The sequence below is a fragment of the Pedobacter gandavensis genome (assembly GCF_032678465.1).
GTDB lineage: Bacteria > Bacteroidota > Bacteroidia > Sphingobacteriales > Sphingobacteriaceae > Pedobacter > Pedobacter gandavensis_B.
This window is the reverse complement of the sequence record NZ_JAVTSK010000010.1, coordinates 95,522-118,476: the sequence shown is the minus strand read 5'-3', so window position 1 is coordinate 118,476 and position 22,955 is coordinate 95,522. Positions and strand designations below refer to the sequence as shown.

Sequence of the window (22,955 nt, the reverse complement as noted above, 5' to 3'; positions counted from 1 at the left end):
TACTGCTATTTAAAAGGATATCTGGTTAAACTTGTATTGCCCATTGCGCTCTTTTCGTAAAGGGCAATACAGTTTTCATTATAAGAAGGATCAAAATTAACCTTTCCCGGACTTAACTGAGTTGGAACTACGCTTCCTTTCTTAAAAAAGTAAACCTTAGTATTTCCTCCTTTGTGATGAGGCTTGAACTTTCCATAAGTTTCCATCTCAGACCAGAGTGTATCTTTTACCGTTACCGCAAACACATGTTGAATCGGGCCGGTATTGTTGTCGTTTCGGTAATGGGCAACCTCGATAAATTCCCCTTTCAGGTGCTCTATTCCCGGCTGACTAAAGGTCCCTTTCATCATCCAGGCCACTAAGACCAGAACCAATACACTCAGAAAAATATTAACTTTTTTATTACGCATTATAAAGTTGGTAAAATCTTACTCATGACCTCCATTCCTTCATCGATATGCTTTTTTTCTATACATAGCGCTGGCCTGAAACGGATGGTCTGATTGCCACAACCTAAAAACATCACATTGTTTTCCATTCCTTTCTGGACGAAAGCATTGCGCATTTCCTTGGTTGGGAAATCAAAAGCACAAAGTAAGCCTTTTCCTCTGACATTACTCATCTGATCATATTTTTGGGCAAATTGTTCCAGGTTTTCTTTCAAATATTGACCTAGAGATGAGGCATTGTCGCAAAGCTGATCTTCCTCAATGATCCGTAGTATCTGAGTGGAGCGAACCATGTCTACCAGATTTCCACCCCAGGTAGAATTGATTCTGGAAGGGACACGAAATACGTTGTTTTCTATTTGATCTACTTTATTACCCACCAGAATTCCACATATCTGCATCTTTTTACCAAAGGCAAGAATATCCGGACGTGCTTTCTCACTATAATGTTGATGACACCAGAATTTACCAGTCATGCCTACACCTGTCTGGACCTCATCATAAATCAAAAAGGCATCATTTTCATCAGCAAGGGTTTTCAATTGAATTAAAAACTCTTCCCGTAAATGATTATCGCCACCTTCCGATTGAATCGGCTCTACAATAATTGCACAGATCTCATCTTTGTTTTCTGCAAAAGCCTGTTTAATCTGAGCAATAGAGGCTGCTTCAGTAGCGATTGCCTGCTTTAAATTCTCCCCCTGTAAAGGAAAGCGGACAGTCGGTACGGAAACCCTTGGCCAGTCGAATTTTGCAAACCATTTGGTCTTGTCAGGCAAGGTATTGGTTAAACTGAGTGTATATCCTGTCCTGCCATGAAAGGCTTTTTCAAAATGCAGGACCTTAAACCCTTTTTCCTCCTTATATCCCTTGGCAAAGTTTTTTTGAACTTTCCAGTCCATCGCCACTTTTATCGCATTCTCGACAGCTAAAGCACCACCGGCAATGAAAAAAGCATGGGGAAGATAAGAGGGGATTCCAATCTTAGAAAATGTAGCTACAAATTGTGCATATTGTTGTGTATAAACGTCAGAGTTGGAAGGATTGGCCATGGCAGCCAACAGCAGGTTTTCCAGAAATACTTTATCATTGAGCATTTTAGGATGGTTGTAGCCTAAAGGAACGGAAGCAAAACAAGTGAAGAAATCCAGTAAATTCCGATTGTATTTTGAATCATAAATATAAGATCCATGGCTTTTATGCATATCATAAGTGAGGTCATAACCATCTGCTAAAATATGTTTGCTTAAAGTCTCTTTTACCTGACCTGGGCTTACCGTAAGTTCATACATAAATTCTATATTTTGGTGTAATCAAATTTAACAAAATGTGCGAAAGAAACAAGTACAGGCGGTTTTTAGAAGGAAAATACAAAATCATACTTTAAACTGTTTAAAGTATGATTTTGATCCGGATCAACTTTTGGTCTAAGAAAATCGGGTAGTTTCTTTTAAGAGATTTCTTCTTTTTTGTGGGATTTTGACCTTAGTCTTTTAATCCTTTACCCTGCAGAATGTCGGGTATACATTTTGCTACCCTCGACTCCCGTGTGGTACTTTGCTTAGGGGCAGCGAAAAAAAGGAGGTAGCCGCGTTGTCTTCCTGGAGTCAATGCTTCGAAAGCCATTTTTAAGGCTGGGATTTCGTTGAGTTTGCGTTTAAACTCATCCACAAGCGGGAATTCTGTCGTTTTTTTTAAATCGACTTTTAATCCAGCTTTTTCGACTTCAATTGCTTCGTAGATATAAGTGTTCAATATTGCCTGCTGTTCTATGATTTCCAGTGCATTTTTGAAGCGAATCTGTCGGGCGGCCTGTACATTCTTGCTTTGCCGGATCAAAATGCCATGAGGATCATTTAATAAAGCGCCTTTGAAAAACAAAAGCGCACAGTATTCTTTAAATACATGGATCAGTACAATGTTCTTTTCCTGAAGACAATAGCAGGGGCTACCCCATTTCAGTTCCTTGGTTAATCCGCAGTCGAGCACAATCCTTCTCAATTGTAACAGCTCTTCCGACCATCTTTTTTCCTGATGAAAATAAAAATCTACTTCTGGGTTCATGATGCGCTTTGTTCTTGTTAAACTCTTAAGGAACCACGGAAAGCTCTTGCGGCATAATATGATTGTGCCCCATTGTGGTACATAAAAACATGGTCGTAGCGGCGATCTCCAAATATGGCACCGCCATGCGCCCGGATTTCTGCAGGAGTTTGTAGCCAGCTGGAGGTTTTCAAATCAAAAGCGCCAAGTTGCTGTAATTCCCGATACTGTTCTTCTGTTAAAATTTCAATTCCCATGGCATTGGCCATATCTATTGCATTATTTGCAGGTTTATGTTCTTTCCTTGATTCCAGCGCCTCATAGTCGTAACAGGTACTCCTTCTGCCTTTAGGACTTTCCGGAGCGCAATCATAGAATATGTATTCTTCGGTTTTTTGATCATAGCCAACTACATCTGGTTCACCACCACTGATTTCCATTTCATTCAGGGACCATAATTTTTCAGGATGAGTACTCAATTTTGCCAGTACTTTAGCCCATTCTATATTTTTATGGCGGTTTTTGTGTTGCTCAAAACGTGTTTTTAATGTTTTAAGTAATTCCTCCCCTTGTTCAGTCGACAACACTTTTTTACTGTTCTGATCCATATTTTTAATTTTTAACTGAAATTAGCGTTCTTTCTGCAGGTCTGAAATACCAGGATACTACAGTAAGAAATAGTAATAATAAAGAAGGAAAAATCCTGGTCACCGGATTGCCAGATGCAAGTTGAGAGAATATCGCCCCCGACATGGCAAAGAAGAAACCCGCATAAGCCCATTCTTTTAATAGCTTAAATTTAGGAATAAGTACCGCTATAACACCCAAAATTTTCCAGCTGCCTAGCAGTGTTAAAAAATAAAGCGGATAGCCTAACTGTGTAATGTTAGCGACTTCCTCTTTTACTTTTAACAATTGCACGATTCCTGTGGAGGTCATTCCTAATGCCAGCCAGCTTGTGGCAATCCAATAGATGATTTTATTTCTCTTTTCCATTGATGCGTTATTTTAATTTCCCTACAATTTCCTGCAATCGGTTATGCGCCATATTCAAGCCGGGAGCAAAACCTATTTTCATCATTTGATTTCTGAGTTCAACAGATTTATAGATAATGTGCATTGTAAATTTACTCCTGTCTGCTGTAAGCTTTTCAAATGATAAGAATTCAAGCTGGGCTTCAAAAGGAGCATTTTCCATTTGAAATGTCCTCGTGATCTTCTGATTTGGAATACATTCATGAATTACGCCATTGGCCTGGAAAACAACTTTTCCGGTCGGGTCGCTGGTTTCAAACCGATAACTGCCATGATTTTTATTTTCTAATTGCAGCACTTTTGTACCCATCCATTGTGCCACAATTTCTGGATCTACATAGGCTCTAAAAAGTAATTCCAGTGGGAGCTCAAATTCTCTGGTCATCACTAAATCCTGTTTGCCATCTTCGGCACTGATTTTTGTCTTTTGTTCCATGTTACTCAGTTTTATAAGTTTTCATAATTTGCTCCAATTTGTTGAAACGTTCTTCCCACATTTTGCGGAATGGTTCAATATAATCGGCCACTTCCTTCATTTTTTCTGGATTGATGTGATAATGAATCTCCCTGCCGTTTTGCTCTTGCTTGAGCAATTCGCATTCGGTGAGTATTTGCAAATGTTTTGAAACCGTTGGCCTGGCAGTATCGAAGTTTGCCGCTATGGCGCCTGCGCTCATTGATTGCGATGCAAGCAAGAGGAGTATGGCTCTTCTTGTTGGATCTGCTATGGCTTGAAAAACGTCTCTTCTTAAATTCATTATGTAGCTATTTGACTACTAATGTAAGTGTAGTTATTTAACTACGCAAGTGTTTTTGTATTTTTTTTAAAGATTGTGTTTTTTATATCAGTCTGTAAGTCAGTTTGATCTGACTGATTTGGTTCTATTGGCTTTCTGTTTTTAAATTTAAATGAGTGCTTTGTCAAAATTGAATTTTAGAGAAACTATTCTGCATGATGCTTGTTTTAAGGACTCAAAGGAACTTTGAATTGGGTGCGGATCGGGTACATTTATAATGTAATCTTTGAAAATACCTGATGGTCCGATGAAGGAGAAATTGTCAATTCTTTAATGATTCAATAATTATGCAAATCGAAGTAAGGGAACCTGGAACAGGAATATTATTACGCCTGGAAGCTAAATCTGAAAATTATCAGGGCAAGCACGGAATGAGGATTCGATATCCAAATGGAGCTAACTTTTTTATCATGGCCGATTCCGGTGCCTGGCGCTCTGCAGATCATCACCATGTGGCCCCAAGATTCCTGATCAATATCGGCCTTGCCCTGGAAGGAAGAGCAGTTTCTGAACAATTGGTAGATCAGCCTAATACCTGAAAAAGTATGGGTCAGGTTGAAGAACAAAAATAATGAATATGAGATCTATATGGAAAGGTGCTATAGGATTTGGTCTGGTAAATATCCCGGTGAAACTATTCTCTGCAGTACAAAGTAGCAACCTGGATTTAGACATGCTGGATGAAAGAGATCATGAAAACATTAAATTTAAAAGAGTAAACGAAAAAACGCAGAAAGAAGTCCCTTTTGATCACATCGTTAAAGGTTATTATCTGAAAGACCGCTACATAGTACTGAATGAGCATGATTTCGAAGAGGTGAAGCCTGAGAAGACGAAAGTGATTGAAATTGAGAATTTTGTAGATCTTCTGGAGATTAATCCAATCTATTATGAAACGTCCTATTATACCCAACCGGATCCTCAGGGGAAGAAAGCTTATGCTTTGTTGCTAGCGGCATTGATTAAATCTAAAAAAGCCGGAGTAGCACGTTTTGTATTGCGCAACCATGAAAATCTCTGTGTGCTGCATCCTATGAATGATAATATTGTGGTTACAAAAATTCGTTTTCAGGAAGAAATTCGTGATACGAAGGAATTCAAACTAAAAGATGAGCTTGATATTAAAGCTAAAGAGTTGTCTGTAGGGATGGAATTAATTAAGCAGTACAGCGCTCCGTTTAACATCGATAGCTTTAAGAATGATTATGCCAAAGAGCTGTTAAAAATCATTAAAGCAAAGGCTCAGGGAAAACGGGCTACTGTTAAAAAAATCAAAACTAAAAAAGCTTCCTCTGAGGATTTGTATGAGCAATTATTGCAAAGCCTGAGTAAAGCTTAGTTTCAAAAATACTGGAGCCAGTTATTGTTTAACAAATCGTTTCGATTCTTTAAAACGACTTAATCTTGTAGTTAAAAAAAATCTGCTGACTTAATTTAATGAAAATTTCTTTTTTTTGTTTGTTCCCCGGTTTTTTGATGTCAATCAATCTGACAAATTCCGACCAGAATACGCTATTTGTTTTGCTACTGTTTTGCTTTTCTTTTGTCGGTGTATTGCTTTCCTGTTAATGGAGTAAAAGCATGGCGAAATAAAATCAGGATAAATACTGTTATTTGTTGAATTTTATTTGGATAATTAGTTAACTATATTTAGTTTTAAGTAGTTATTTATCATTTAATAAAATCATTATGGGAAGTGTAACAGGTGGTCCTTTCGGGACTTTTGTAGGAAAAGTAGGTGATGTTGTGGGCTATGTGAGGCTAGGAAAAGCCTTTGTTCGTAATGCGCCTGAAAAATCAAAAAAACCAAGAACGCAAGGACAGCGTGAGGTAAATCAGAAATTCCAAGTGGGCAGAAAACTCATCTCCGATCTGCAGGAATTTATTAATGTTGGTTTTCGGCTTGCGGCTGAGGGTACCGGTAAAACTGCCCAGAATGTAGCGAGTTCCTGGAATATCAGACATGCGATTAAAGGAGTACATCCTGATTTCATTGTGGACTACAGTCAGGTGTTGTTGAGTCAGGGAGATTTGCCTGTTCCAGATCAGCCGGAAGTTGAATATGTTTATCCTGGCCTGAAATTTAAATGGAGGGTTTCTGAGGAGTTGGAATCAGCATTTGAAAGGGATCAGGTAATGTTGCTTGCATACCATCCGCATAGGAAAGCCGTAACTCATATTTTAAGTGGGAACCGCAGAAAGGTAGGAGCAGATGAGTTAATGCTAAGACCTGAATTATTTTATCCTGATGTCCATCCTGAAAACGACTTTGTAGAAACCTATATGGCCTTTATTTCTGATGATAGAAGGAGGATATCAGATAGTATTTATACGGGTAGAGTTTATCTTAAACAAAGTTAATTTATTGAAATTTGTCTTTCATACCCAGGATTCCCATGAGTCCACCGGTATGAATGGCCATTATTTTTTGATTTTCTCTGAAGTATCCTTTGTTGGCAAGGTCGTAGATCGCATACATCATTTTTGCAGTGTAAACGGGATCTATGAGTATTCCCTGTTGAGCGATGAAAGCTTTCATAAACTCAATGAGTTCGGGTTTGGTTTTAGCATATCCTCCAAAATGATAATCTGTATGAAGGACCAATTGATGGGTATGCCCGAGATAATTGTAAATTTCCTGGCCGATAAAATCACCACCTTTTAAAGCAGGTATTACATGTAGGGTTGTTTTTAAGCCTTGCTGATGAATGCCTTGCAGTAATCCTGCTGCGGTGGTTCCCGTTCCTGCGGCGCAAAAAATATGGTCAATATCAGCAGGAAGTTCCTGGATTATCTCCGAACAGCCGGCAAGGGCCTCGATACTTGCGCCACCTTCATCAATAAAGAAAGCATCAGGATCCTGACCGAAATAAAGTTCAAATAGGTTTTTTTTATTTTTATAATGCGCTCTGTCGACAAAAATCAGCTGCATGCCAAACAACTGGCATAACATCAACATCTCGTTCTTTACGAATTCTCCACGTACAAATGCGGTTGCCTTTAAGCCCGCCCTTGATGCTGTGGCGGCAGTAGCAAGCAGGTGATTGGAATAAGCGCCACCAAATGTAACCAGGTGCTGCTTATTTTCTGCCTGGACCTTTGCTAATACATATTTTAGTTTACGCCATTTATTCCCTGAAATATAGGGGTCGATTAAATCATCCCGTTTGATCCATAATTCTGGGAGTAGGTTGTGTTTTAACCGTTGAATCGGGCTATAGATATCTGTAAACATGTTTGCAAATATAAAAGCCTTTTTTTAGCAAATGATTAATGCTTAAAATAGATCATCTTAATTAAGTAAGGAAAGAAATTTAGAATGATTTTAACGTTTTGAGTAAAATTTTTCATAATCCTAAAATTAAAAGTTAAAAACCTGGGCTTATAGTTAATTTTAATACTGTTTTAAGCGTTTAAACGCAGTAAAATCCTTAAAAAATGCTGCTGATAATTGTTAAGCCTGCTAACAAAAAGCAGACCAAATATTTTTTTTTCAATTATGTAATTGTTAAAGATTAGTTTTGCAGTAGGGAACCGCGTTTAATGATGGCTTTCCTGATCACAAACAGAATAGATTTCATGGAAAATAGCAACGAGGTGCAGGAATTAGAAGAGCAGGATTTATACGAACATTTTAATATTGTTGTTGATAAAGGACAGTCTTTATTAAGGGTGGATAAGTTTTTAATGGGGCGTATGGAGAATGCCTCCCGTAACCGCATTCAGAACGCTATTGAGGCCGGAAATGTGTTGGTTAATAAAGCGACCATTAAGGCAAGTTACAAGGTGAAACCGGAGGATGAGATCTCTATCGTATTCCCACATCCACCGAGAGATACAGAAGTTTATCCGGAGAATATCCCTTTGGATATTGTTTATGAGGATAATGATTTGTTGGTGGTTAACAAACCTGCAGGAATGGTGGTTCACCCTGGATTTAACAATTACACGGGAACATTGGTGAATGCATTGGCCTACCATTTTGAAAATTTACCACAATTACCGGGAAATGACGGCCGACCAGGTTTGGTGCACCGCATTGATAAGGATACCTCTGGCTTGTTGTTGATCAGTAAGAACGAAATCACGATGACTAAACTGGCGAAACAGTTTTTTGACCATAGCATCACACGTAAATATATTGCTCTGGCCTGGGGTGATATTGAAGAAAATGGTACCGTTACCGGATATATTGGTCGCAGTCTGAAGAACAGAATTGTGATGGATGTATATGATGATGAAGAAAAAGGTAAATGGTCTGTGACACATTATTCGGTTTTGGAGCGTTTAGGTTATGTAACCCTAATCAGTTGTCAGTTAGAAACTGGTCGTACACACCAAATCAGAGCACATATGCAACACATCGGACATCCTTTATTTAATGATACCAATTACGGTGGTGATAAAATATTAAAAGGGACGACTTTCAATAAATATAAGCAGTTTGTACAGAATTGCTTTAATATGATTCCTCGTCAGGCTTTACATGCACAGACATTAGGTTTCATTCATCCTACAACTCAGGAGTATATGGAATTTGAGGCACCTTTGCCAACTGATTTTGATTCGGTATTGAACAAGTGGAGAAACTATATTGTGGAGCCTTCGTAAATGCAGCGAGAATATATTTTACATAATGGCGAGTTCGTAGCGACAGACCAGCCAGTTTTTGGCCTGGAAAACCGGGCCTTCAGGTATGGTGATGGCCTGTTTGAGTCAATGCGCATGAACAATGGGAAGCTTAAATTTGCAGAATTACATGCAGATCGCCTGAAAGCTGGTATGAAAGCGCTGAAGATGGATGGTGCTGAACTGATGGATGAATATTTTCTGAAGCAAAAAACAGCGGAGCTCTGTAAGCGAAACAGATTGAAGGATAATGTAAGATTCCGTCTGTCTGTTTATAGGGCCGGAGCAGGTTTGTATACTCCGGATAGCAATAAATCCAGCTACGTTCTGGAAGCATCTTCACTTCCCCAAAGTACTTACGAACTCAATAAAAAAGGGCTTATTGTTGACGTTTATGATGAAATTACCAAGCCTGTAAATAAGCTTTCTAATTATAAAACCACCAATTCTTTACTGTTTGTAATGGCTGGTTTGTATAAAAAGCAATATAATTTGGATGAAGCTTTTATCCTGAATCAGCAGGGCTTTCTTTGCGAAAGCATCAGTTCCAATATTTTTGTGGTGTATGATAAACAGATTTATACACCGGCCTTATCTGAAGGATGTATTGCCGGAGTGATGCGTAATGTCGTGATGGGAATGGCTAAAAGCCATAATATCCCATTAACCGAAGCACAGATTAACCCGGAAGTGTTGAATGCAGCTGAAGAAGTCTTCATCACAAATGCAACCGGAGGGATCAGGTGGGTAATGGGTTATGGCAGAAAACGTTATTTTAATGAAATCTCAAAATACCTGAGTGCCAGGTTGAATGAAATGTAAAAAAGAATTTTTAAGGGGCTTACAATCGTATACCCCTTAAAAATTCTGCTACAGTCATTCGTTTTTTACCCTCATATTGAAGATCAGTTAATTTTATATAACCGTCTTTAGCTGCAAATTTCAAATAGGTTTTTCCGTCAGAAAGGAATTTCCCTGTTTCGATTTCCGGGCTTTCATTTTCCAATTCCGCTTTGAATATTTTCAGGTTTTTATCTCCGAGTTTTGTGTAAGCAGTAGGATATGGGCTTAATCCCCGGATTAAATTATAAACCGACTTTGCAGATTGATTCCAGTCGATCAGACAATTTTCTTTAAATATCTTTGGCGCATGTTTCAGTAAATCAGTTTGAATCTGCGGCTGTTCTGTATAATTTCCTTGTTCAATTGCTTTTACGGTCTTTACCAGCAGGCCTGCGCCTACATTCATGAGCTGATCATGCAATTCTCCTGCAGTTTCATCATCGCCAATGGCAACGCGCTCAGAGAAGATGACATCACCTGTGTCAATTTCATGCTTCAGGAAAAAAGTAGTCACACCACTTTCTTTTTCTCCATTAATAATGGCATGATTGATCGGAGCAGCACCACGGTATTGCGGCAGTAAAGAGGCATGAAGGTTAATGGTTCCTTTGGCAGGCATGTTCCATACGATTTCCGGCAACATACGGAAGGCAACCACTACTTGTAAATCTGCTTGTAAATCTTTGAGCTCCTGAATAAATTCAGGGTCTTTCAGCTTTAAAGGTTGTAATACTTTTAATCCTTTGGCTACAGCATATTGTTTTACGGCACTTTCCTGGAGCTTCTGACCTCTTCCTGCAGGCTTGTCGGCGGCAGTAACCACCCCCACAACATTAAATCCTGCTTCTACTAAAGCATTTAAAGAAGCTACGGCAAAATCGGGCGTACCCATAAAAACTAATCTCATTGTCCATTGTTTTAGAGGACAAAAATAACAAATAATCTTAGGCTTATTTTATTCAATTGTATGGTTGAGACTCTGGAAGAACTTAAATCAAGTGGCTTGGTGTACGTAACAGACGCTAAACCTGGAATATACAGGAAAGGAAAGCCCGGAAATTTTCATTATGTAGACAAAGCTGGACAGCAGATCAGGGAGCTGGCTGATCTGGAAAGGATTCGAGCTCTGGTATTGCCTCCGGCATGGACAAGTGTTTGGATTTCGCCGAGGAAGAATGGGTATCTGCAGGCTACCGGTATAGACCAGGCAGGAAGAAAGCAATACAGGTACCATAGTGACTGGACTTCAAGACGTGCTGACCGCAAGTATTTCAGGCTATATGATTTTGGAAAAGCATTGCCAGCTGCCCGAAAAAAAATTGCCAGAGATTTGAAACGGAAAGATTTGGATGAAAGAAAAGTACTGGCCATTTGCATGCAGTTGCTGTTGAAAACGTTGATTCGGGTTGGAAATTCCAGTTATCAGCAGCTTTATGGTAGTTATGGCCTAAGTACGCTGAGGAATAAACACGTGAAAATTAATGGAAACCGCGTAATGCTGAGCTTTATCGGGAAAAAAGGGGTGCATCAGGAATTGACTTTAACGGATAAAACCTTGGCCAGAATGCTACAAAAGTGCAAAGACATGCCTGGACAGGATTTGTTTCAATATCAGATGCAAGGGAATGAGCGTCATTCAATTGATTCGGGAATGATCAATAATTACATCAGGGAGATTACAGGAGATGATTTTACAGCTAAGGATTTCCGCACCTGGGGTGGAACATTGGAAGCCATGCGGCAATTGGCGGTTTGCGGCGCTAAAGAAGAGGTAGAGGCGAATTCGAAAAAAAAGGTGATTGTTGCGGTATTGGATTGTGTAGCAGCAAAACTTGGAAATACAAGAGCGGTTTGCAAGAGTGCTTATGTTTATCCGCTTTTACTGGAAGCTTTTGAAAATGATCAGCTTGGAAAATATTTAAAAAAGATCGATGTGGCGCAGCTCGACACTGCTGCAGGATTAGCCATACAGGAAAAGGTAATGATGCAATTTTTAAAAGCGATGAAAAAAAACAGGCCATGAAGGGTCAGTTCTGGCCTGTAGTTGATGTCATTATTCTTTTGCTGCTTTTTTTATCGGATGAACAGGTTGCTCGCCTTCCTCTCTCTGTTTAGCAGGATTTTTAAAATCTGCCTCTTCTTTTTGATAATCCAGATCTTCCGGTTTCTTTACAGCTTTATCACCTTCAGGAACTTTATCTTTTGGAATTTCTTCTTCGTAATTGCTACCTGGTTTATCACTTTTCTTTTTGATTTCGTTATTCATCATCGGGTGGTTTAAAGAGATACAGTGCTGATATTCATCATCGTATATGTCTTAAAAAGCTTGATGATGTTAAGGATATAACAAGTATTTCTTGCGCATTGTTTTATATCGGCTTAAGCCTGGTTCCCAGCTGGCACGGATTTCTTTTTCAGATTTTCCAGCTATGATTTGTTTTCTGAGGCTTGCATCACCTGCTAGTTTATCAAAATTATTCATTTGATTGCTCAGTTTATAATTGAAGAAATCAGCTTTATTAGGCGAAGCTTCGTATAATTCAATGATCCAGTTTAAATTTAATATTTTGGCGCTGCGGATTTTTTCAGTGTCGTAGTTCCTCAGGTCTAATCCAAAGCAGAGCTTATTTTGAAAAATTGGGCTCTCTGCCATTCCTTTTATACTTTTTGGCGTAAAGCTGAAGTTGTATTTCCCTTTTAAAGCCGGTGCACCGATGATCGTAAATGGAAACTGAGTACCTCTTCCATGGTTTAAATAGGTGCCTTCAAACAGGCAGGTAGTTGGGTAAAGTAAAATAGATTGTGCAGTATTCAGGTTCGGTGATGGTTTTACCGGAAGTTCATAAGGGAGGTCATGCTGGTAATTGGCCACTTTAATGATTTTGATTTTGCATTTTAGTTTGTTTTTCAACCAGCCTTCTCCGTTTAGCATTTGCGCATATTCTCCAACGGTTAGTCCGTGTACAATCGGAATAGGCTGCAGGCCGATACCTGAAGCTAATTTTGGGTCAAGAATAGGGCCGTCGATATAGAAACCATTAGGGTTAGGGCGGTCCAGGATCAACACTTCTTTATTTTGTGCCGCGCAGGCTTCCATTACATGTTGTAAAGTATTGATATAGGTATAAAATCGAACACCGACATCCTGAATGTCAAAAACCATCACATCTACATCTGCCAGTTCCTCTTTACTTGGACTAGCATTTTTACCATATAATGAAACGGCTTTGATGCCGGTTTTTGCATCTATAGCATCATTAACATGGATACCAGCGCTGGCATTTCCTCTGAATCCATGTTCCGGACCGAATATTTTTACAATGTTAACACCTAGTTTCAACAGACTATCTACTGTTGTTTCTTTTCCAATAATGGAGGTTGGGTTAACCACCATGCCCACACGTTTACCTTGCAGGTAAGGTAAATATTTTTCAGTTTGTTCTGCTCCCGTACGAAGTTCGTTATCCTGAACTTTTCCTTTTTGAACTGGTTTTTCTTTAACTTTCTTTTCCGTTGCTTTCAGTACAATAGCTGTTGGAGTGGGAGTACTATGGCCTGCCGCACAAGCCGCTAAGTTTAGGCTTAAGCCTGCAAGTAAAAGAAAGGAGGAAGGGGATGTTTTCATTGGGAGTAATTTTTGATTTCTTTGTTCTAGGAGGATAAAGATAGGAAAATTGACTAAGGATACTGAGGTGTCTTGATGGCAAAATGTATAGATGTCAATTTCATAAAGATATAAATCATTCTTTGAATAAAGATGTTGATATATGTCTACATCTTGATGTTTAGATATCTTTGTGTGTTTGTTCTGCCAAATCCAGCTCTATATAGCGCTTAAGACTGATACATTGAATTGTTTATATCAAGATATCTCTCTTGTTTGACAGTCAGATATCTTTGCTGTATTTAAAGACGAGAAATTCACATAATATTTGCAACTTTATCGCTGTAAAAATGCAGTAGGCGTATTTTTGCTAAGTCACTATTTATAGCAAAAGTTTGAACATAGAATATTTCATAGCGAGGCGTATAGCCATTAAATCTGAGCGTACTTTTTCCAAGCTGATTGTTCGCATTGCAATTGCAGGTGTAATGCTCAGTTTAGCAGTGATGATGCTTTCGGTAGCGATCATCAAAGGATTTAAAAGAGAGATACAGGAAAAAGTGAGGGGCTACATCGGTGATGTGAGAATCTTTAAGTTTGACCTGAATAATTCTTTTGAGCAGACTCCTTTTGTTCCGGAAGCGGAAACACTCGCGCATTTAAAGTCGAATCCAAATATCGCATTTTATCAATCATATGCCACTAAACCTGCTATCATCTCTGTGAATGATGAAGTAGAGGGAATAAATTTCAAAGGAATCGATAAAGATTTTAATTGGGATTATATCAGGAATCACCTGGTTAGTGGCAAGGTGATCAATTTCGCTGACAGTGCCCAGGCCATGAAAGAAATTATGATTTCCCAGTTTACTGCAAACCGATTGAAATTGAAAACTGGTGATGATTTTATCATGTACTTTGTCCAGGATCCACCCAGAAACCGGAAATTTAAGATTGTAGGGATTTATGATGTGGGTGTAGAGGAAATCGATAAGGGTTTTGTTCTGGGCGACCTGAATGTGGTTCGTCGGTTGAACAATTGGGCTCCCAACGAAATTGGTGGATTGGAAATCAGAATTAAAGATTTTTCTAAGCTAAAGGAAGTGTCGACTGGAATATATGATAATCTGGAAGTGAACCTCAGGTCTGAATCCGTTTCTGAATTCTTTCCTGCAATCTTTACCTGGTTATCCTTACTGGATGTCAATACACGGGTTTTACTGATTCTGATGATGATTGTAGGGGTGATCAATATGATTACGGCCCTGCTGATCATGATTCTTGAGCGTACAAATATGATCGGGATGATGAAGGCTTTTGGAATGACAGATTTTAGTGTCATCAAAATTTTCCTGTACAATGCCATTTATCTGGTTGGTATTGGTTTGCTTCTGGGCAACATTCTAGGACTGGGGCTGGGCCTTATCCAGAATTATACACATGTATTTAAACTAGACCAGGGTTCTTACTATCTGTCTTATGTGCCTGTCGATCTTCATGTTGTAGATGTGTTGCTGTTGAATGTTGGGATTGTAGTGATCTGTTTTGTGGTACTGATTATTCCTTCTTTATTGGTGAGTAAGATTTCGCCTCTAAAAGCAATCAGGTTTAAATAGTAGTAAACTGGAAGGATTAAATATATCATTTTGGGCTCTTTAGGGCCCGCTATAAAGGGAAATTGAAAATATGAAAGCAACAGTAAAAGAGAAGAAATCTAGCGTTTTTAGTCTGCTGAAGCCCTATCGAGGAATGATTTATTTGCTGATCTTCCTGGCATTGCTAAGTAATGGGGTCAACTTAATGTTGCCTAAGTTAATTGCAAATGGCATAGATGCTTATACCAATGGTACTTTTCAGATTGAACCGGTGCTGATTGAGTTTTCCGGAGCGATCCTGCTGATTTTTATTTTCACTTATTTACAGAGCATTGTACAGACTTATGCTTCTGAAAAGGTAGCCAGAGACCTTAGGACACAGCTTTCCGACCAGATTTCCCGTCAAAGTCATGCTTACATAGAAAAGGCAAATCCTTCTAAATTGCTCACCAATCTGACGACTGATGTTGATGCGATTAAATCTTTCGTTTCCCAGGCCATTGTTTCAATTGCCTCTTCAATTTTCCTGATTATAGGAGCCAGTATTTTGTTATTGGGGCTAAACTGGCGATTGGCTTTGGCAGTAATTGCCATTGTACCCATCATTGGAACTGCCTTTTATCTGGTATTGAATAAAGTGAAGCCTTTGTTTAAGAAAAGCAGAGAGGTGATCGATTGGCTCAACAAGGTCATCAACGAAAGTATATTAGGTGCTGCATTGATTCGTGTGATCAACTCCCAGCAACTAGAGTATAGTAAATTTTTATCGGCTAATTCTCAGGCAAGGGATCTTGGATTAGCGATTTTGAACTTGTTTGCAGGTTTAATTCCACTGATCATTTTTGTGGCTAATATGGCTGGCTTAACAATTCTGGCTTTAGGTGGTCATTTTGTAATACAGGGTACCATGTCGTTGGGAGAGTTTGCGGCCTTCAATAGTTACCTGAGCTTATTGATTTTCCCTATTCTGGTGATTGGTTTTATGAGTAATGTGATTGCTCAGGCTACGACCTCCTATAAACGCATTGAAGGGGTATTGAACCTCCAGGAAAAGCCTGCAAGTGGCAAAATCACCGAATTGTTAAAAGGAGCAATTGAGTTAACAGGCGTTTCGGTGTCTTATGGACAAAAACCAGCTTTAAAAAACATCTCTTTCGCTTTGGAAGCGGGTTCAAAAACTGCGATTATTGGTCCAACTGCGGCAGGGAAGTCCCAATTGTTATACATCCTTACCGGCTTGATTCCTCCAGATACGGGGAAGGTTCAGTTCGATGGACATGATATTCAGGATTATGATCCTGAAGCTTTTCACCAACAGGTAGGCTTTGTATTTCAGGACAGCATCATATTTAATATGAGTATCCGGGAGAATATTGCATTTAACGATACGGTAACGGATCAATCGCTGGAAAAAGCGATTGCTACGGCTGAATTACATGATTTCATCAATGCATTACCGGAGCAGTTGAATACTATTGTTTCTGAGCGGGGATCTAATCTTTCCGGCGGACAAAAGCAGCGCATTATGCTGGCCAGGGCATTGGCGGTAAATCCTAAAGTGTTATTACTTGATGATTTCACTTCCCGTGTAGATCAGCATACCGAAAAGAGAATTTTAGAAAATGTGCAGCAAAATTATCCTGGCATCACTCTTTTATCTGTTACGCAGAAAATCGCTGCTGTAGCGCATTACGATAAGGTAATTGTATTGATGCAAGGCGAGATCGTAGCACAGGGGAAACATGTGGAACTGATGAAAACCAGTCCGGAGTATGTTCAGATTTTTAACTCACAACAGAGTACCAGCAATTATGAATTACAATCTTAATTTTGTAGTATTTTGTATTCAATTGATTTATTGGAGAAACCGCTTCAAATTGCTCCCAGCCCTTCGCCACTTTAAAAAGCCCCCTTCGCGCCGATCCAAATTGCCCCCCTTAAAACCGCAGATTCGTTTGTGCTGAGTGGTTTGGAGGAATATGTTGTTGTTTAGCTTTTAACCGAACAAAAACTGCTGGTTATAATATAAATACCCTTGATAGTCAGGGTTTACTGACGGTTAGGAGTAATGAAAAAAGTCTACTTTTTAATGGGTTTAATATATACACCACCTTTATCGATCACTTCAGTTCGCCGCGGATCCATTAGTAACACCTGGCTTATTTTCATAGCCTTACCACTGGGTTCGATAATGAAATAGGAAGTGATCTTGCTTTTATCTGTTATCTTGTTGACAACAATAGATAAAAGATCAGTGATTGATACAGTTTTTATTTTTTTGAATTCATCCAGAGTAATGGCTTTACTCTTTGCGAATTTCGATTTTTCAAAATTTATGTTACTTCCCCCTAAATTACACTTACATGGTATGTAGTAAGAGATACCATACGCTAATGAATCTTTAAAAACCATACGGTCTTTAATTGCTACTGCAGCAGTATCAAGGTAGTAGTAGACTGAGTCTTTTTCCTTTTTATTGATTTGACCTTCGCAATCTTGGTTTGTAAGGAATAAAATTCCTAATAAGTAAATTAAAATTCTCATATTCTTTGGTTTTTATTGGCAGTCAGTTTTTGGTTGGTTTTTAATTGAATTTAAATTATTTTAATGAAAGATGTTTAATTCGGTCTTATTAATGTTGTATTTGACTAGTATTGCATCGTATGTATTTTTGATATTGTTGATGAAATTTTGAGAAATACCAGGCTCATAATTATCAAGGCTATAAATCATTGCCATTGCTAATTGTGTATCCAATTTTCACCTGAAAAACGGCTCTGTCAACATTAATATTTATATATGCATTTAAGTTTCGTGAACAACAGTTGTAGCCATCATTAGGCTTGAACTTTTACCAATACCTACTCAGAAGTGATCATCGAACAAAAAGCTTCTCCTTCAAGTGTTCCAATCAGTGTAAAAGTAGATTCAGTAAATGCCAAAGTGCAGGAGTTGGACTTTCCTGATCTCAATGATCATTTTACTTTCTGGCTGCGGAATGTTCGGAAAGGGTTTTAAATCAAGTAAATATTCAAAGCTGGAGACTAAAACTGAAAGCCGGCGGGATTCGGCAGGATTGATCATCGATAGCTGAGTGACGACCATTAAATAGAAGTTAGATACTTAAATCGGAATCTAGGAAGAATGAAGATAAGAAATCATCTGGATCCTCAGGAGTTCAGAAGGAGCCGGTGAGCTTGTTTTGCTGCGGAGTTGGATTGATAATTTTGATCGTTATATTTGTCTTCTTCAAATATTGGTGGAGGAACAGTATACATATCTAGCTTCATTATTTTATTCTTTTTACTACCAATATGCTACAAAAAATATATTCATTAAATACAAGTAACTTAAGGTCAGTTGCTTAACTGTTTTTTCTGCAATTATGAATTACAATCTTAATCAGCATACTGGCCAGGAAGAAAAGAAATCAACTTTTCAGGCATTAAAAAAACTGATTCAATTAATTTCTGAGGAGAAGAAAAATCTTTGGATTGCATCAGGGATTATTCTTTTGAACTCTTCTTTATTATTGTTGGGGCCATTATTGGTTGGACATACCATTGATGCTTACGTACGTACGAAAGATTATCATGGTGTATTGGTCTTTACAGGAATTCTGTTTGGGATGTATTTTCTTGCTCTTTGCACAGGATACCTGCAAACAAAACTGATGGGAGGCGTGGGGCAAAGAATGTTGTATACGCTGAGAAATGCAGTTTTTAATAAGCTTCAGGAGCTTCCGGTAGCTTTTTTTAATGAAAATAAGGCTGGAGATCTGATTTCCAGAGTGAATAATGATACGGATAAAATCAATCAGTTTTTCTCACAATCCCTGATGCAGTTTATTGGCAGTATCGTAACGATGACTGGTGCAGGTATCTTCTTATTGATGATCAATTTTGAGCTCGGTGCTGCAGCGCTGGTTCCGGCATTGTTGATTCTAATTTTTACTGCTTTAGTATCTCCATGGGTGAAAAGAAGAAATGCATCCAACCTTAAAAGCGTTGGGGGAATGAGTGCGGAGATTCAGGAAAGTCTGAATAATTTTAAGGTGATCATTGCCTTCAATAGAAGGGATTATTTTCGAAAAAGATTTGATGAGGCAAACCGTCAGAATTATAAAACCGCGATAGCTGCCGGCCTGGCCAATAATATTTTAATGCCGGTGTATGGTTTGTTGTCTAGCATGGCACAATTGATTGTATTGTTATTTGGAATTTACCTGATTGCACAGGGACAATTTACTATCGGATTATTGGTGAGTTATTTTTCCTACACGACCAATTTCTACAATCCATTAAGGCAATTGGCGGCTTTATGGGCCAATTTCCAGGTGGCAATGGCAGGATGGGACAGGATTTCACAGATTTTATCTATGAAAAATGACCTGCAACAGCTGGAAGAAAGTAAGCTAAGTTCTAAGGCATTACTGGAATTCAGAAATGTGCATTTCTCTTATACTGCAGATCAGGAAATTTTGCACAACATCAGTTTTAGTCTGGAAAAAGGAAAGACTTATGCCTTGATTGGCCCTACGGGCGGTGGTAAAACAACCACGGCATCTTTAATTGCCCGTTTGTATGATGCTACCGAAGGAACAGTTTTATTGAGCGGGAAAGACATTCGTTCCTATACCCATGAGGAACGTGCGGCTAAGATTGGATTTATCCTGCAAGAGCCATTCCTGTTTACCGGGACGGTACGGGATAATATCTTATATGGCAATAGCAGGTATAAGGATTATTCCAATGAACAATTGGAAGAAGTGATCAGGAAAGCGAACCTGGATGCTTTACTGGCCATTTTTGAAGAGGGGCTGGAAACTGCTGTGACTTCAGGTTCTGATAATATTAGTTTAGGTCAGAAGCAATTGATTGCTTTTATGAGGGCCGTTTTAAGGAATCCGGAATTGCTGATCCTCGATGAGGCCACTGCAAATATTGATACAATTACCGAACAATTACTCAGTACGATTCTAAAAAAATTACCTAAAGAGACGACATTGGTGATTATTGCGCACCGGCTCAATACCATCGAGAATGCAGATGAGATTTTCTTCGTGAATTCCGGAGAAGTGACGCGTGCCGGTACGCTTGATCATGCCATGGATCTGTTGCTGAAAGGTAAGCGGAAAAGTTAGGGGAGTTCTGGATTAATATCCTTTTTCCTGTATTTTTTTTGCCAATTGTTCACCTAATTTCATGCCCCATTGCTGACCGGCGGCCATAGAATCCTGTAGGATAAATGGTGTTTTTTGTGCAAATTTCTTTCCTGTAGGTGTGTTGTAGAACTTTGTGATGTCTTTTACTTCAGCTTCAGTGATGTATTTTTGATAGATTGGGTATAGCAATTCAAACAGATCTTCCTGAGCAGATTGAATAAAGATAGCCTCAAATTCTTGCCAGAAGGCGTCGGGAACTTCGCTTTTTTGAGATTTAAGCATCTTTATGGTTTGCACGATCGCCACTTTGTAGGATTGTGTAGAACCGGATACTTCCATCATTTCTTTTAGACTTGCTTTATAAGAATTGTTATCCTGTCCAAAGGAAAACATGCTGGTGCTAAGTAATAAAGTCAGGATAAGAATGGTCTTTTTTATCGTAGTTGTTTTGTTTTTCATCTTTCAAATTAAGGGGAATAATCTGATATTTTCATTAAAATATTGTGGAATTTTAAAAGGCTACAGACCTCAATTAAATATTACGTAAATTTGCAGCATTATAATATTAATAGAGAAACTGTGTCATTAGAGAAATTAAAACTAAGCAAGCAACTGGTATCCGCAATGACTGATGCCGGATATATATCTGCGAAAGAGATTCAGGCAAAAACAATGTCAAGAATTCTTGGCGGACAAGATATTGTTGCTGTTGGTCCTGAAGGTTCAGGAAAAACGACGAACTATGTGCTTGGGGTCCTAATGCGCCTGAAATACAGCACAGATGAAGCGCCAAAAGTGCTGATCCTTGTTCCTTCAAAGGAAAAGGTATTAGAGGTGATAGAGGAATTTGAGAAGTTAAATAAAAATAAAAACCTCCGTATTATGGGATTATACGGAACCGGTGGTACAGAGCAGGATGTATTGGATCTGGTAGATGGAGTGGATATTGTAGTGGCATTGCCAACAAGAGCAAGAGCCATTTACCTAAAACTAGGTTTAAACCTGAGCAAATTGCAAATGTTCATCGTTGACGATGCAGAAGTAATTGTAAAACAAGGCATGCAACTTCCGGTTTGCGAACTGGCAAGAAGTGCAGGTAAATGTCAGCATTTGATCTTTACTACTGTTGTTCATGAAAAATTGAACAATATGATTGATCAGTTCCTACATTTTCCAACTACTTTAGAAGTAGAAGACCTTGGTGAAAATCAGGCAAGTACCCATGATCTGATTTTATATCAGGTTCCTAACCATAAAACCAAAGTGAATCTGCTCAACTTGTTATTGAGAGATGATGAGGTGTTTGATAAAGTTGTCGTATTTGTAAATTCACGTCTGACAGCCCAGAAGTTGGCTCAAAGCTTGCATTCGGCAAGGCCAGGTGCGATTTCCGTACTGAATCCTTTGTTTTTTGATGAGGATGGCTTTGACCATATTGAAGATTTTAAGGAAATTCCTGAAGCAAGGGTATTGATTGTTGCTAATGAAGGTTCCAATAACCTGGACCTTTCAGGTATTCCTTTTATTTTCCATTTTGAAGTTCCTGAGCAAAAGGAAATTTTCCTGAGCAGAATCCTGAAAACTGCTGAAGAAGAAGTAGTAGCCATTACTTTTGCCAGCGATATGGAATTGGTAGAAGTGAAAAAAATAGAGCAGTCAATTGGTAAAAAACTGACAGTTATGGATTTGCCTGAAGATCTGGTGATTGATAAGGTGCAAAAAAATAAGACTGAAGCTTTTGATAAAAGCAGAATCGTTAAAGTAAAGCATGATGCTCCTGCCGGTGGTGGTGCATTCCATGACAAGAAAGAAAGTAACTCAAAAGATTATAACTATGGCATCGGCCAGAAGGCAAAGATGACCATGAAAAAGAAACACAGCTAGTTTTATAGCCTGTTATCATGATATAGCCCATTTTCAAATCAGATTTGAAAATGGGCTATTTTATTTATTAAGGACTCTTCCGGATTAAGGATACTTGATCAGCTTATACTTTTTTAGCTTCATTCCAGTAAACATCCATCTCCGCAAGGGTCATATCCTGTAATGCTTTGCCATTTTCTTTGGCTTTACTTTCCAGATACTGGAACCGCTTGATGAATTTTTTATTGGTTTTCTCTAATGCATTTTCTGGATTGATGTTAATGAAACGTGCATAGTTGATCAAAGAAAACAGGAGATCTCCAAATTCTTCTTCCGCTTTTTCCACATCTATCGCTTCATGGTCTTTGGTATTGTATTCCTTTTTAAACTCCTCAAGTTCTTCTTCTACTTTTTCCCAGACCTGGGTTTTATCATCCCAGTCGAAACCTACTCCTCTGGCTTTTTCCTGAATTCTACTGGCTTTAACCAGGGATGGTAAGCCGGCCGGAACGCCTGCCAACACAGATTTATTACCTTCTTTTAGCTTAATTTGCTCCCAGTTGCGTTTCACATCCTGTTCGTCTTTTACTTCTACATCACCATAGATGTGAGGATGACGGTTGATGAGTTTATCACAAACACTGTTGAGTACGTCAACTATGGTAAAGTCATTGGTTTCGGAAGCGATTCTGGCGTAAAAAACCAGGTGCATCATCACATCTCCAAGTTCTTTTTTTACCTCTTCCAGATCACCGTCAAGAATGGCATCAGACAGTTCATAGGTTTCTTCAATAGTGAGGTGACGGAGGGTTTCCATGGTCTGTTTTTTATCCCATGGACAATCCGTACGGAGGGTATCTAATACAGTTAACAGCCTTTGAAAAGCGCTTGCTGGATCAGCAGCGGTGGATGGGGCAATATGATTGGGCATTG

Annotated in this window: 25 protein-coding genes; 11 read left to right on the top strand and 14 right to left on the bottom strand. The window is 38.7% G+C overall.

Annotated elements, in window-relative coordinates:
* Positions 1 to 5 precede the first annotated feature (5 nt).
* From R2Q94_RS17850 to R2Q94_RS17820, 7 genes are all read right to left on the bottom strand, one after another.
* Positions 6 to 410, bottom strand: a complete 405-nt coding sequence (locus R2Q94_RS17850) for a hypothetical protein (RefSeq protein ID WP_316822834.1) — start codon at positions 408 to 410, stop codon at positions 6 to 8.
* Positions 410 to 1,741, bottom strand: a complete 1,332-nt coding sequence (gene lat, locus R2Q94_RS17845; protein ID WP_316822833.1) for an L-lysine 6-transaminase — start codon at positions 1,739 to 1,741, stop codon at positions 410 to 412. Before lat ends, R2Q94_RS17850 begins: the two co-directional genes overlap by 1 nt.
* 193 nt (positions 1,742 to 1,934) lie before the next feature.
* Complete coding sequence (locus R2Q94_RS17840) at positions 1,935 to 2,513, bottom strand: YdeI/OmpD-associated family protein (RefSeq protein WP_316822832.1); 579 nt, start codon at positions 2,511 to 2,513, stop codon at positions 1,935 to 1,937.
* 17 nt (positions 2,514 to 2,530) lie between these two features.
* On the bottom strand, positions 2,531 to 3,100 hold the full coding sequence (locus tag R2Q94_RS17835) for a DUF4256 domain-containing protein (RefSeq protein ID WP_316822831.1): 570 nt from the start codon (positions 3,098 to 3,100) through the stop codon (positions 2,531 to 2,533).
* A 4-nt stretch (positions 3,101 to 3,104) separates the two neighbouring features.
* Positions 3,105 to 3,488, bottom strand: coding sequence for a DoxX family protein (locus tag R2Q94_RS17830; RefSeq protein WP_316822830.1), 384 nt, complete (start codon positions 3,486 to 3,488; stop codon positions 3,105 to 3,107).
* 7 nt (positions 3,489 to 3,495) lie between these two features.
* Positions 3,496 to 3,963, bottom strand: coding sequence for an SRPBCC domain-containing protein (locus R2Q94_RS17825; RefSeq protein WP_316822829.1), 468 nt, complete (start codon positions 3,961 to 3,963; stop codon positions 3,496 to 3,498).
* 1 nt (position 3,964) lies between these two features.
* The gene (locus R2Q94_RS17820; protein ID WP_316822828.1) at positions 3,965 to 4,285 is read right to left on the bottom strand and encodes a metalloregulator ArsR/SmtB family transcription factor; all 321 of its coding nucleotides are present in this window, start codon (positions 4,283 to 4,285) and stop codon (positions 3,965 to 3,967) included.
* A gap of 326 nt (positions 4,286 to 4,611) precedes the next feature.
* Here R2Q94_RS17820 and R2Q94_RS17815 point away from each other — a divergent pair, with 326 nt between their 5' ends.
* From R2Q94_RS17815 to R2Q94_RS17805, 3 genes are all read left to right on the top strand, one after another.
* Positions 4,612 to 4,863, top strand: coding sequence for a hypothetical protein (locus tag R2Q94_RS17815; RefSeq protein ID WP_316822827.1), 252 nt, complete (start codon positions 4,612 to 4,614; stop codon positions 4,861 to 4,863).
* Positions 4,864 to 4,901: 38 nt separating this feature from the next.
* Positions 4,902 to 5,663, top strand: a complete 762-nt coding sequence (locus R2Q94_RS17810) for a Ku protein (protein WP_316822826.1) — start codon at positions 4,902 to 4,904, stop codon at positions 5,661 to 5,663.
* Positions 5,664 to 6,013: 350 nt separating this feature from the next.
* On the top strand, positions 6,014 to 6,685 hold the full coding sequence (locus R2Q94_RS17805) for a DUF6266 family protein (protein ID WP_316822825.1): 672 nt from the start codon (positions 6,014 to 6,016) through the stop codon (positions 6,683 to 6,685).
* Between the two features lies 1 nt (position 6,686).
* On the opposite strand, the gene R2Q94_RS17800 is transcribed toward R2Q94_RS17805, so the two are convergent.
* The gene (locus R2Q94_RS17800; protein ID WP_316822824.1) at positions 6,687 to 7,559 is read right to left on the bottom strand and encodes a 1-aminocyclopropane-1-carboxylate deaminase/D-cysteine desulfhydrase; all 873 of its coding nucleotides are present in this window, start codon (positions 7,557 to 7,559) and stop codon (positions 6,687 to 6,689) included.
* Between the two features lie 344 nt (positions 7,560 to 7,903).
* Between R2Q94_RS17800 and R2Q94_RS17795 the strand changes: the two genes are divergently transcribed.
* Both R2Q94_RS17795 and R2Q94_RS17790 read left to right on the top strand, forming a co-directional pair.
* On the top strand, positions 7,904 to 8,935 hold the full coding sequence (locus R2Q94_RS17795; protein WP_316822823.1) for an RluA family pseudouridine synthase: 1,032 nt from the start codon (positions 7,904 to 7,906) through the stop codon (positions 8,933 to 8,935).
* Entirely contained in the window at positions 8,936 to 9,775 is an 840-nt protein-coding gene (locus tag R2Q94_RS17790) for an aminotransferase class IV (protein WP_316822822.1), read from the top strand.
* Positions 9,776 to 9,794: 19 nt separating this feature from the next.
* Here the strand turns inward: R2Q94_RS17790 and fmt are convergent, their stop codons facing one another.
* Positions 9,795 to 10,703, bottom strand: a complete 909-nt coding sequence (gene fmt, locus R2Q94_RS17785) for a methionyl-tRNA formyltransferase (protein WP_316822821.1) — start codon at positions 10,701 to 10,703, stop codon at positions 9,795 to 9,797.
* 60 nt (positions 10,704 to 10,763) lie between these two features.
* Between fmt and R2Q94_RS17780 the strand changes: the two genes are divergently transcribed.
* On the top strand, positions 10,764 to 11,819 hold the full coding sequence (locus tag R2Q94_RS17780; RefSeq protein WP_316822820.1) for a DNA topoisomerase IB: 1,056 nt from the start codon (positions 10,764 to 10,766) through the stop codon (positions 11,817 to 11,819).
* A 30-nt stretch (positions 11,820 to 11,849) separates the two neighbouring features.
* Here R2Q94_RS17780 and R2Q94_RS17775 read toward each other — a convergent pair whose 3' ends face one another.
* Both R2Q94_RS17775 and R2Q94_RS17770 read right to left on the bottom strand, forming a co-directional pair.
* Entirely contained in the window at positions 11,850 to 12,065 is a 216-nt protein-coding gene (locus R2Q94_RS17775) for a hypothetical protein (protein WP_316822819.1), read from the bottom strand.
* Between the two features lie 66 nt (positions 12,066 to 12,131).
* Complete coding sequence (locus tag R2Q94_RS17770) at positions 12,132 to 13,421, bottom strand: DUF1343 domain-containing protein (RefSeq protein ID WP_316822818.1); 1,290 nt, start codon at positions 13,419 to 13,421, stop codon at positions 12,132 to 12,134.
* 374 nt (positions 13,422 to 13,795) lie between these two features.
* Here R2Q94_RS17770 and R2Q94_RS17765 point away from each other — a divergent pair, with 374 nt between their 5' ends.
* Together R2Q94_RS17765 and R2Q94_RS17760 are read left to right on the top strand one after the other, a co-directional pair.
* A complete protein-coding gene (locus R2Q94_RS17765) occupies positions 13,796 to 15,016 on the top strand; it encodes an ABC transporter permease (RefSeq protein ID WP_316822817.1) in 1,221 nt (406 codons plus the stop codon).
* A gap of 70 nt (positions 15,017 to 15,086) precedes the next feature.
* Positions 15,087 to 16,823: an ABC transporter ATP-binding protein gene (locus R2Q94_RS17760; protein ID WP_316822816.1), complete on the top strand. Its 1,737-nt coding sequence runs from the start codon at positions 15,087 to 15,089 to the stop codon at positions 16,821 to 16,823.
* 251 nt (positions 16,824 to 17,074) lie between these two features.
* Here the strand turns inward: R2Q94_RS17760 and R2Q94_RS17755 are convergent, their stop codons facing one another.
* Positions 17,075 to 17,539, bottom strand: coding sequence for a hypothetical protein (locus tag R2Q94_RS17755; RefSeq protein WP_316822815.1), 465 nt, complete (start codon positions 17,537 to 17,539; stop codon positions 17,075 to 17,077).
* A 327-nt stretch (positions 17,540 to 17,866) separates the two neighbouring features.
* Between R2Q94_RS17755 and R2Q94_RS17750 the strand changes: the two genes are divergently transcribed.
* Together R2Q94_RS17750 and R2Q94_RS17745 are read left to right on the top strand one after the other, a co-directional pair.
* The gene (locus tag R2Q94_RS17750) at positions 17,867 to 18,013 is read left to right on the top strand and encodes a hypothetical protein (RefSeq protein WP_316822814.1); all 147 of its coding nucleotides are present in this window, start codon (positions 17,867 to 17,869) and stop codon (positions 18,011 to 18,013) included.
* Positions 18,014 to 18,380: 367 nt separating this feature from the next.
* Positions 18,381 to 20,138 (top strand): ABC transporter ATP-binding protein, encoded by a 1,758-nt coding sequence (locus R2Q94_RS17745; RefSeq protein WP_316822813.1) that lies wholly within the window; start codon positions 18,381 to 18,383, stop codon positions 20,136 to 20,138.
* Between the two features lie 12 nt (positions 20,139 to 20,150).
* On the opposite strand, the gene R2Q94_RS17740 is transcribed toward R2Q94_RS17745, so the two are convergent.
* On the bottom strand, positions 20,151 to 20,618 hold the full coding sequence (locus tag R2Q94_RS17740; protein WP_316822812.1) for a DUF2059 domain-containing protein: 468 nt from the start codon (positions 20,616 to 20,618) through the stop codon (positions 20,151 to 20,153).
* Between the two features lie 120 nt (positions 20,619 to 20,738).
* Here R2Q94_RS17740 and R2Q94_RS17735 point away from each other — a divergent pair, with 120 nt between their 5' ends.
* Entirely contained in the window at positions 20,739 to 22,043 is a 1,305-nt protein-coding gene (locus tag R2Q94_RS17735) for a DEAD/DEAH box helicase (protein WP_316822811.1), read from the top strand.
* A 103-nt stretch (positions 22,044 to 22,146) separates the two neighbouring features.
* Here R2Q94_RS17735 and mazG read toward each other — a convergent pair whose 3' ends face one another.
* Complete coding sequence (gene mazG, locus R2Q94_RS17730) at positions 22,147 to 22,953, bottom strand: nucleoside triphosphate pyrophosphohydrolase (protein WP_316822810.1); 807 nt, start codon at positions 22,951 to 22,953, stop codon at positions 22,147 to 22,149.
* Positions 22,954 to 22,955: the final 2 nt, after the last annotated feature.

Coding starts and splice junctions, on each gene's coding strand:
- R2Q94_RS17850 (WP_316822834.1), bottom strand. CDS start 410: ATGCGTAATAAAAAAGTTAATATTTTTCTGAGTGTATTGGTTCTGGTC.
- lat (WP_316822833.1), bottom strand. CDS start 1,741: ATGTATGAACTTACGGTAAGCCCAGGTCAGGTAAAAGAGACTTTAAGC.
- R2Q94_RS17840 (WP_316822832.1), bottom strand. CDS start 2,513: ATGAACCCAGAAGTAGATTTTTATTTTCATCAGGAAAAAAGATGGTCG.
- R2Q94_RS17835 (WP_316822831.1), bottom strand. CDS start 3,100: ATGGATCAGAACAGTAAAAAAGTGTTGTCGACTGAACAAGGGGAGGAA.
- R2Q94_RS17830 (WP_316822830.1), bottom strand. CDS start 3,488: ATGGAAAAGAGAAATAAAATCATCTATTGGATTGCCACAAGCTGGCTG.
- R2Q94_RS17825 (WP_316822829.1), bottom strand. CDS start 3,963: ATGGAACAAAAGACAAAAATCAGTGCCGAAGATGGCAAACAGGATTTA.
- R2Q94_RS17820 (WP_316822828.1), bottom strand. CDS start 4,285: ATGAATTTAAGAAGAGACGTTTTTCAAGCCATAGCAGATCCAACAAGA.
- R2Q94_RS17815 (WP_316822827.1), top strand. CDS start 4,612: ATGCAAATCGAAGTAAGGGAACCTGGAACAGGAATATTATTACGCCTG.
- R2Q94_RS17810 (WP_316822826.1), top strand. CDS start 4,902: ATGAGATCTATATGGAAAGGTGCTATAGGATTTGGTCTGGTAAATATC.
- R2Q94_RS17805 (WP_316822825.1), top strand. CDS start 6,014: ATGGGAAGTGTAACAGGTGGTCCTTTCGGGACTTTTGTAGGAAAAGTA.
- R2Q94_RS17800 (WP_316822824.1), bottom strand. CDS start 7,559: ATGTTTACAGATATCTATAGCCCGATTCAACGGTTAAAACACAACCTA.
- R2Q94_RS17795 (WP_316822823.1), top strand. CDS start 7,904: ATGGAAAATAGCAACGAGGTGCAGGAATTAGAAGAGCAGGATTTATAC.
- R2Q94_RS17790 (WP_316822822.1), top strand. CDS start 8,936: ATGCAGCGAGAATATATTTTACATAATGGCGAGTTCGTAGCGACAGAC.
- fmt (WP_316822821.1), bottom strand. CDS start 10,703: ATGAGATTAGTTTTTATGGGTACGCCCGATTTTGCCGTAGCTTCTTTA.
- R2Q94_RS17780 (WP_316822820.1), top strand. CDS start 10,764: ATGGTTGAGACTCTGGAAGAACTTAAATCAAGTGGCTTGGTGTACGTA.
- R2Q94_RS17775 (WP_316822819.1), bottom strand. CDS start 12,065: ATGATGAATAACGAAATCAAAAAGAAAAGTGATAAACCAGGTAGCAAT.
- R2Q94_RS17770 (WP_316822818.1), bottom strand. CDS start 13,421: ATGAAAACATCCCCTTCCTCCTTTCTTTTACTTGCAGGCTTAAGCCTA.
- R2Q94_RS17760 (WP_316822816.1), top strand. CDS start 15,087: ATGAAAGCAACAGTAAAAGAGAAGAAATCTAGCGTTTTTAGTCTGCTG.
- R2Q94_RS17755 (WP_316822815.1), bottom strand. CDS start 17,539: ATGAGAATTTTAATTTACTTATTAGGAATTTTATTCCTTACAAACCAA.
- R2Q94_RS17745 (WP_316822813.1), top strand. CDS start 18,381: ATGAATTACAATCTTAATCAGCATACTGGCCAGGAAGAAAAGAAATCA.
- R2Q94_RS17740 (WP_316822812.1), bottom strand. CDS start 20,618: ATGAAAAACAAAACAACTACGATAAAAAAGACCATTCTTATCCTGACT.
- mazG (WP_316822810.1), bottom strand. CDS start 22,953: ATGCCCAATCATATTGCCCCATCCACCGCTGCTGATCCAGCAAGCGCT.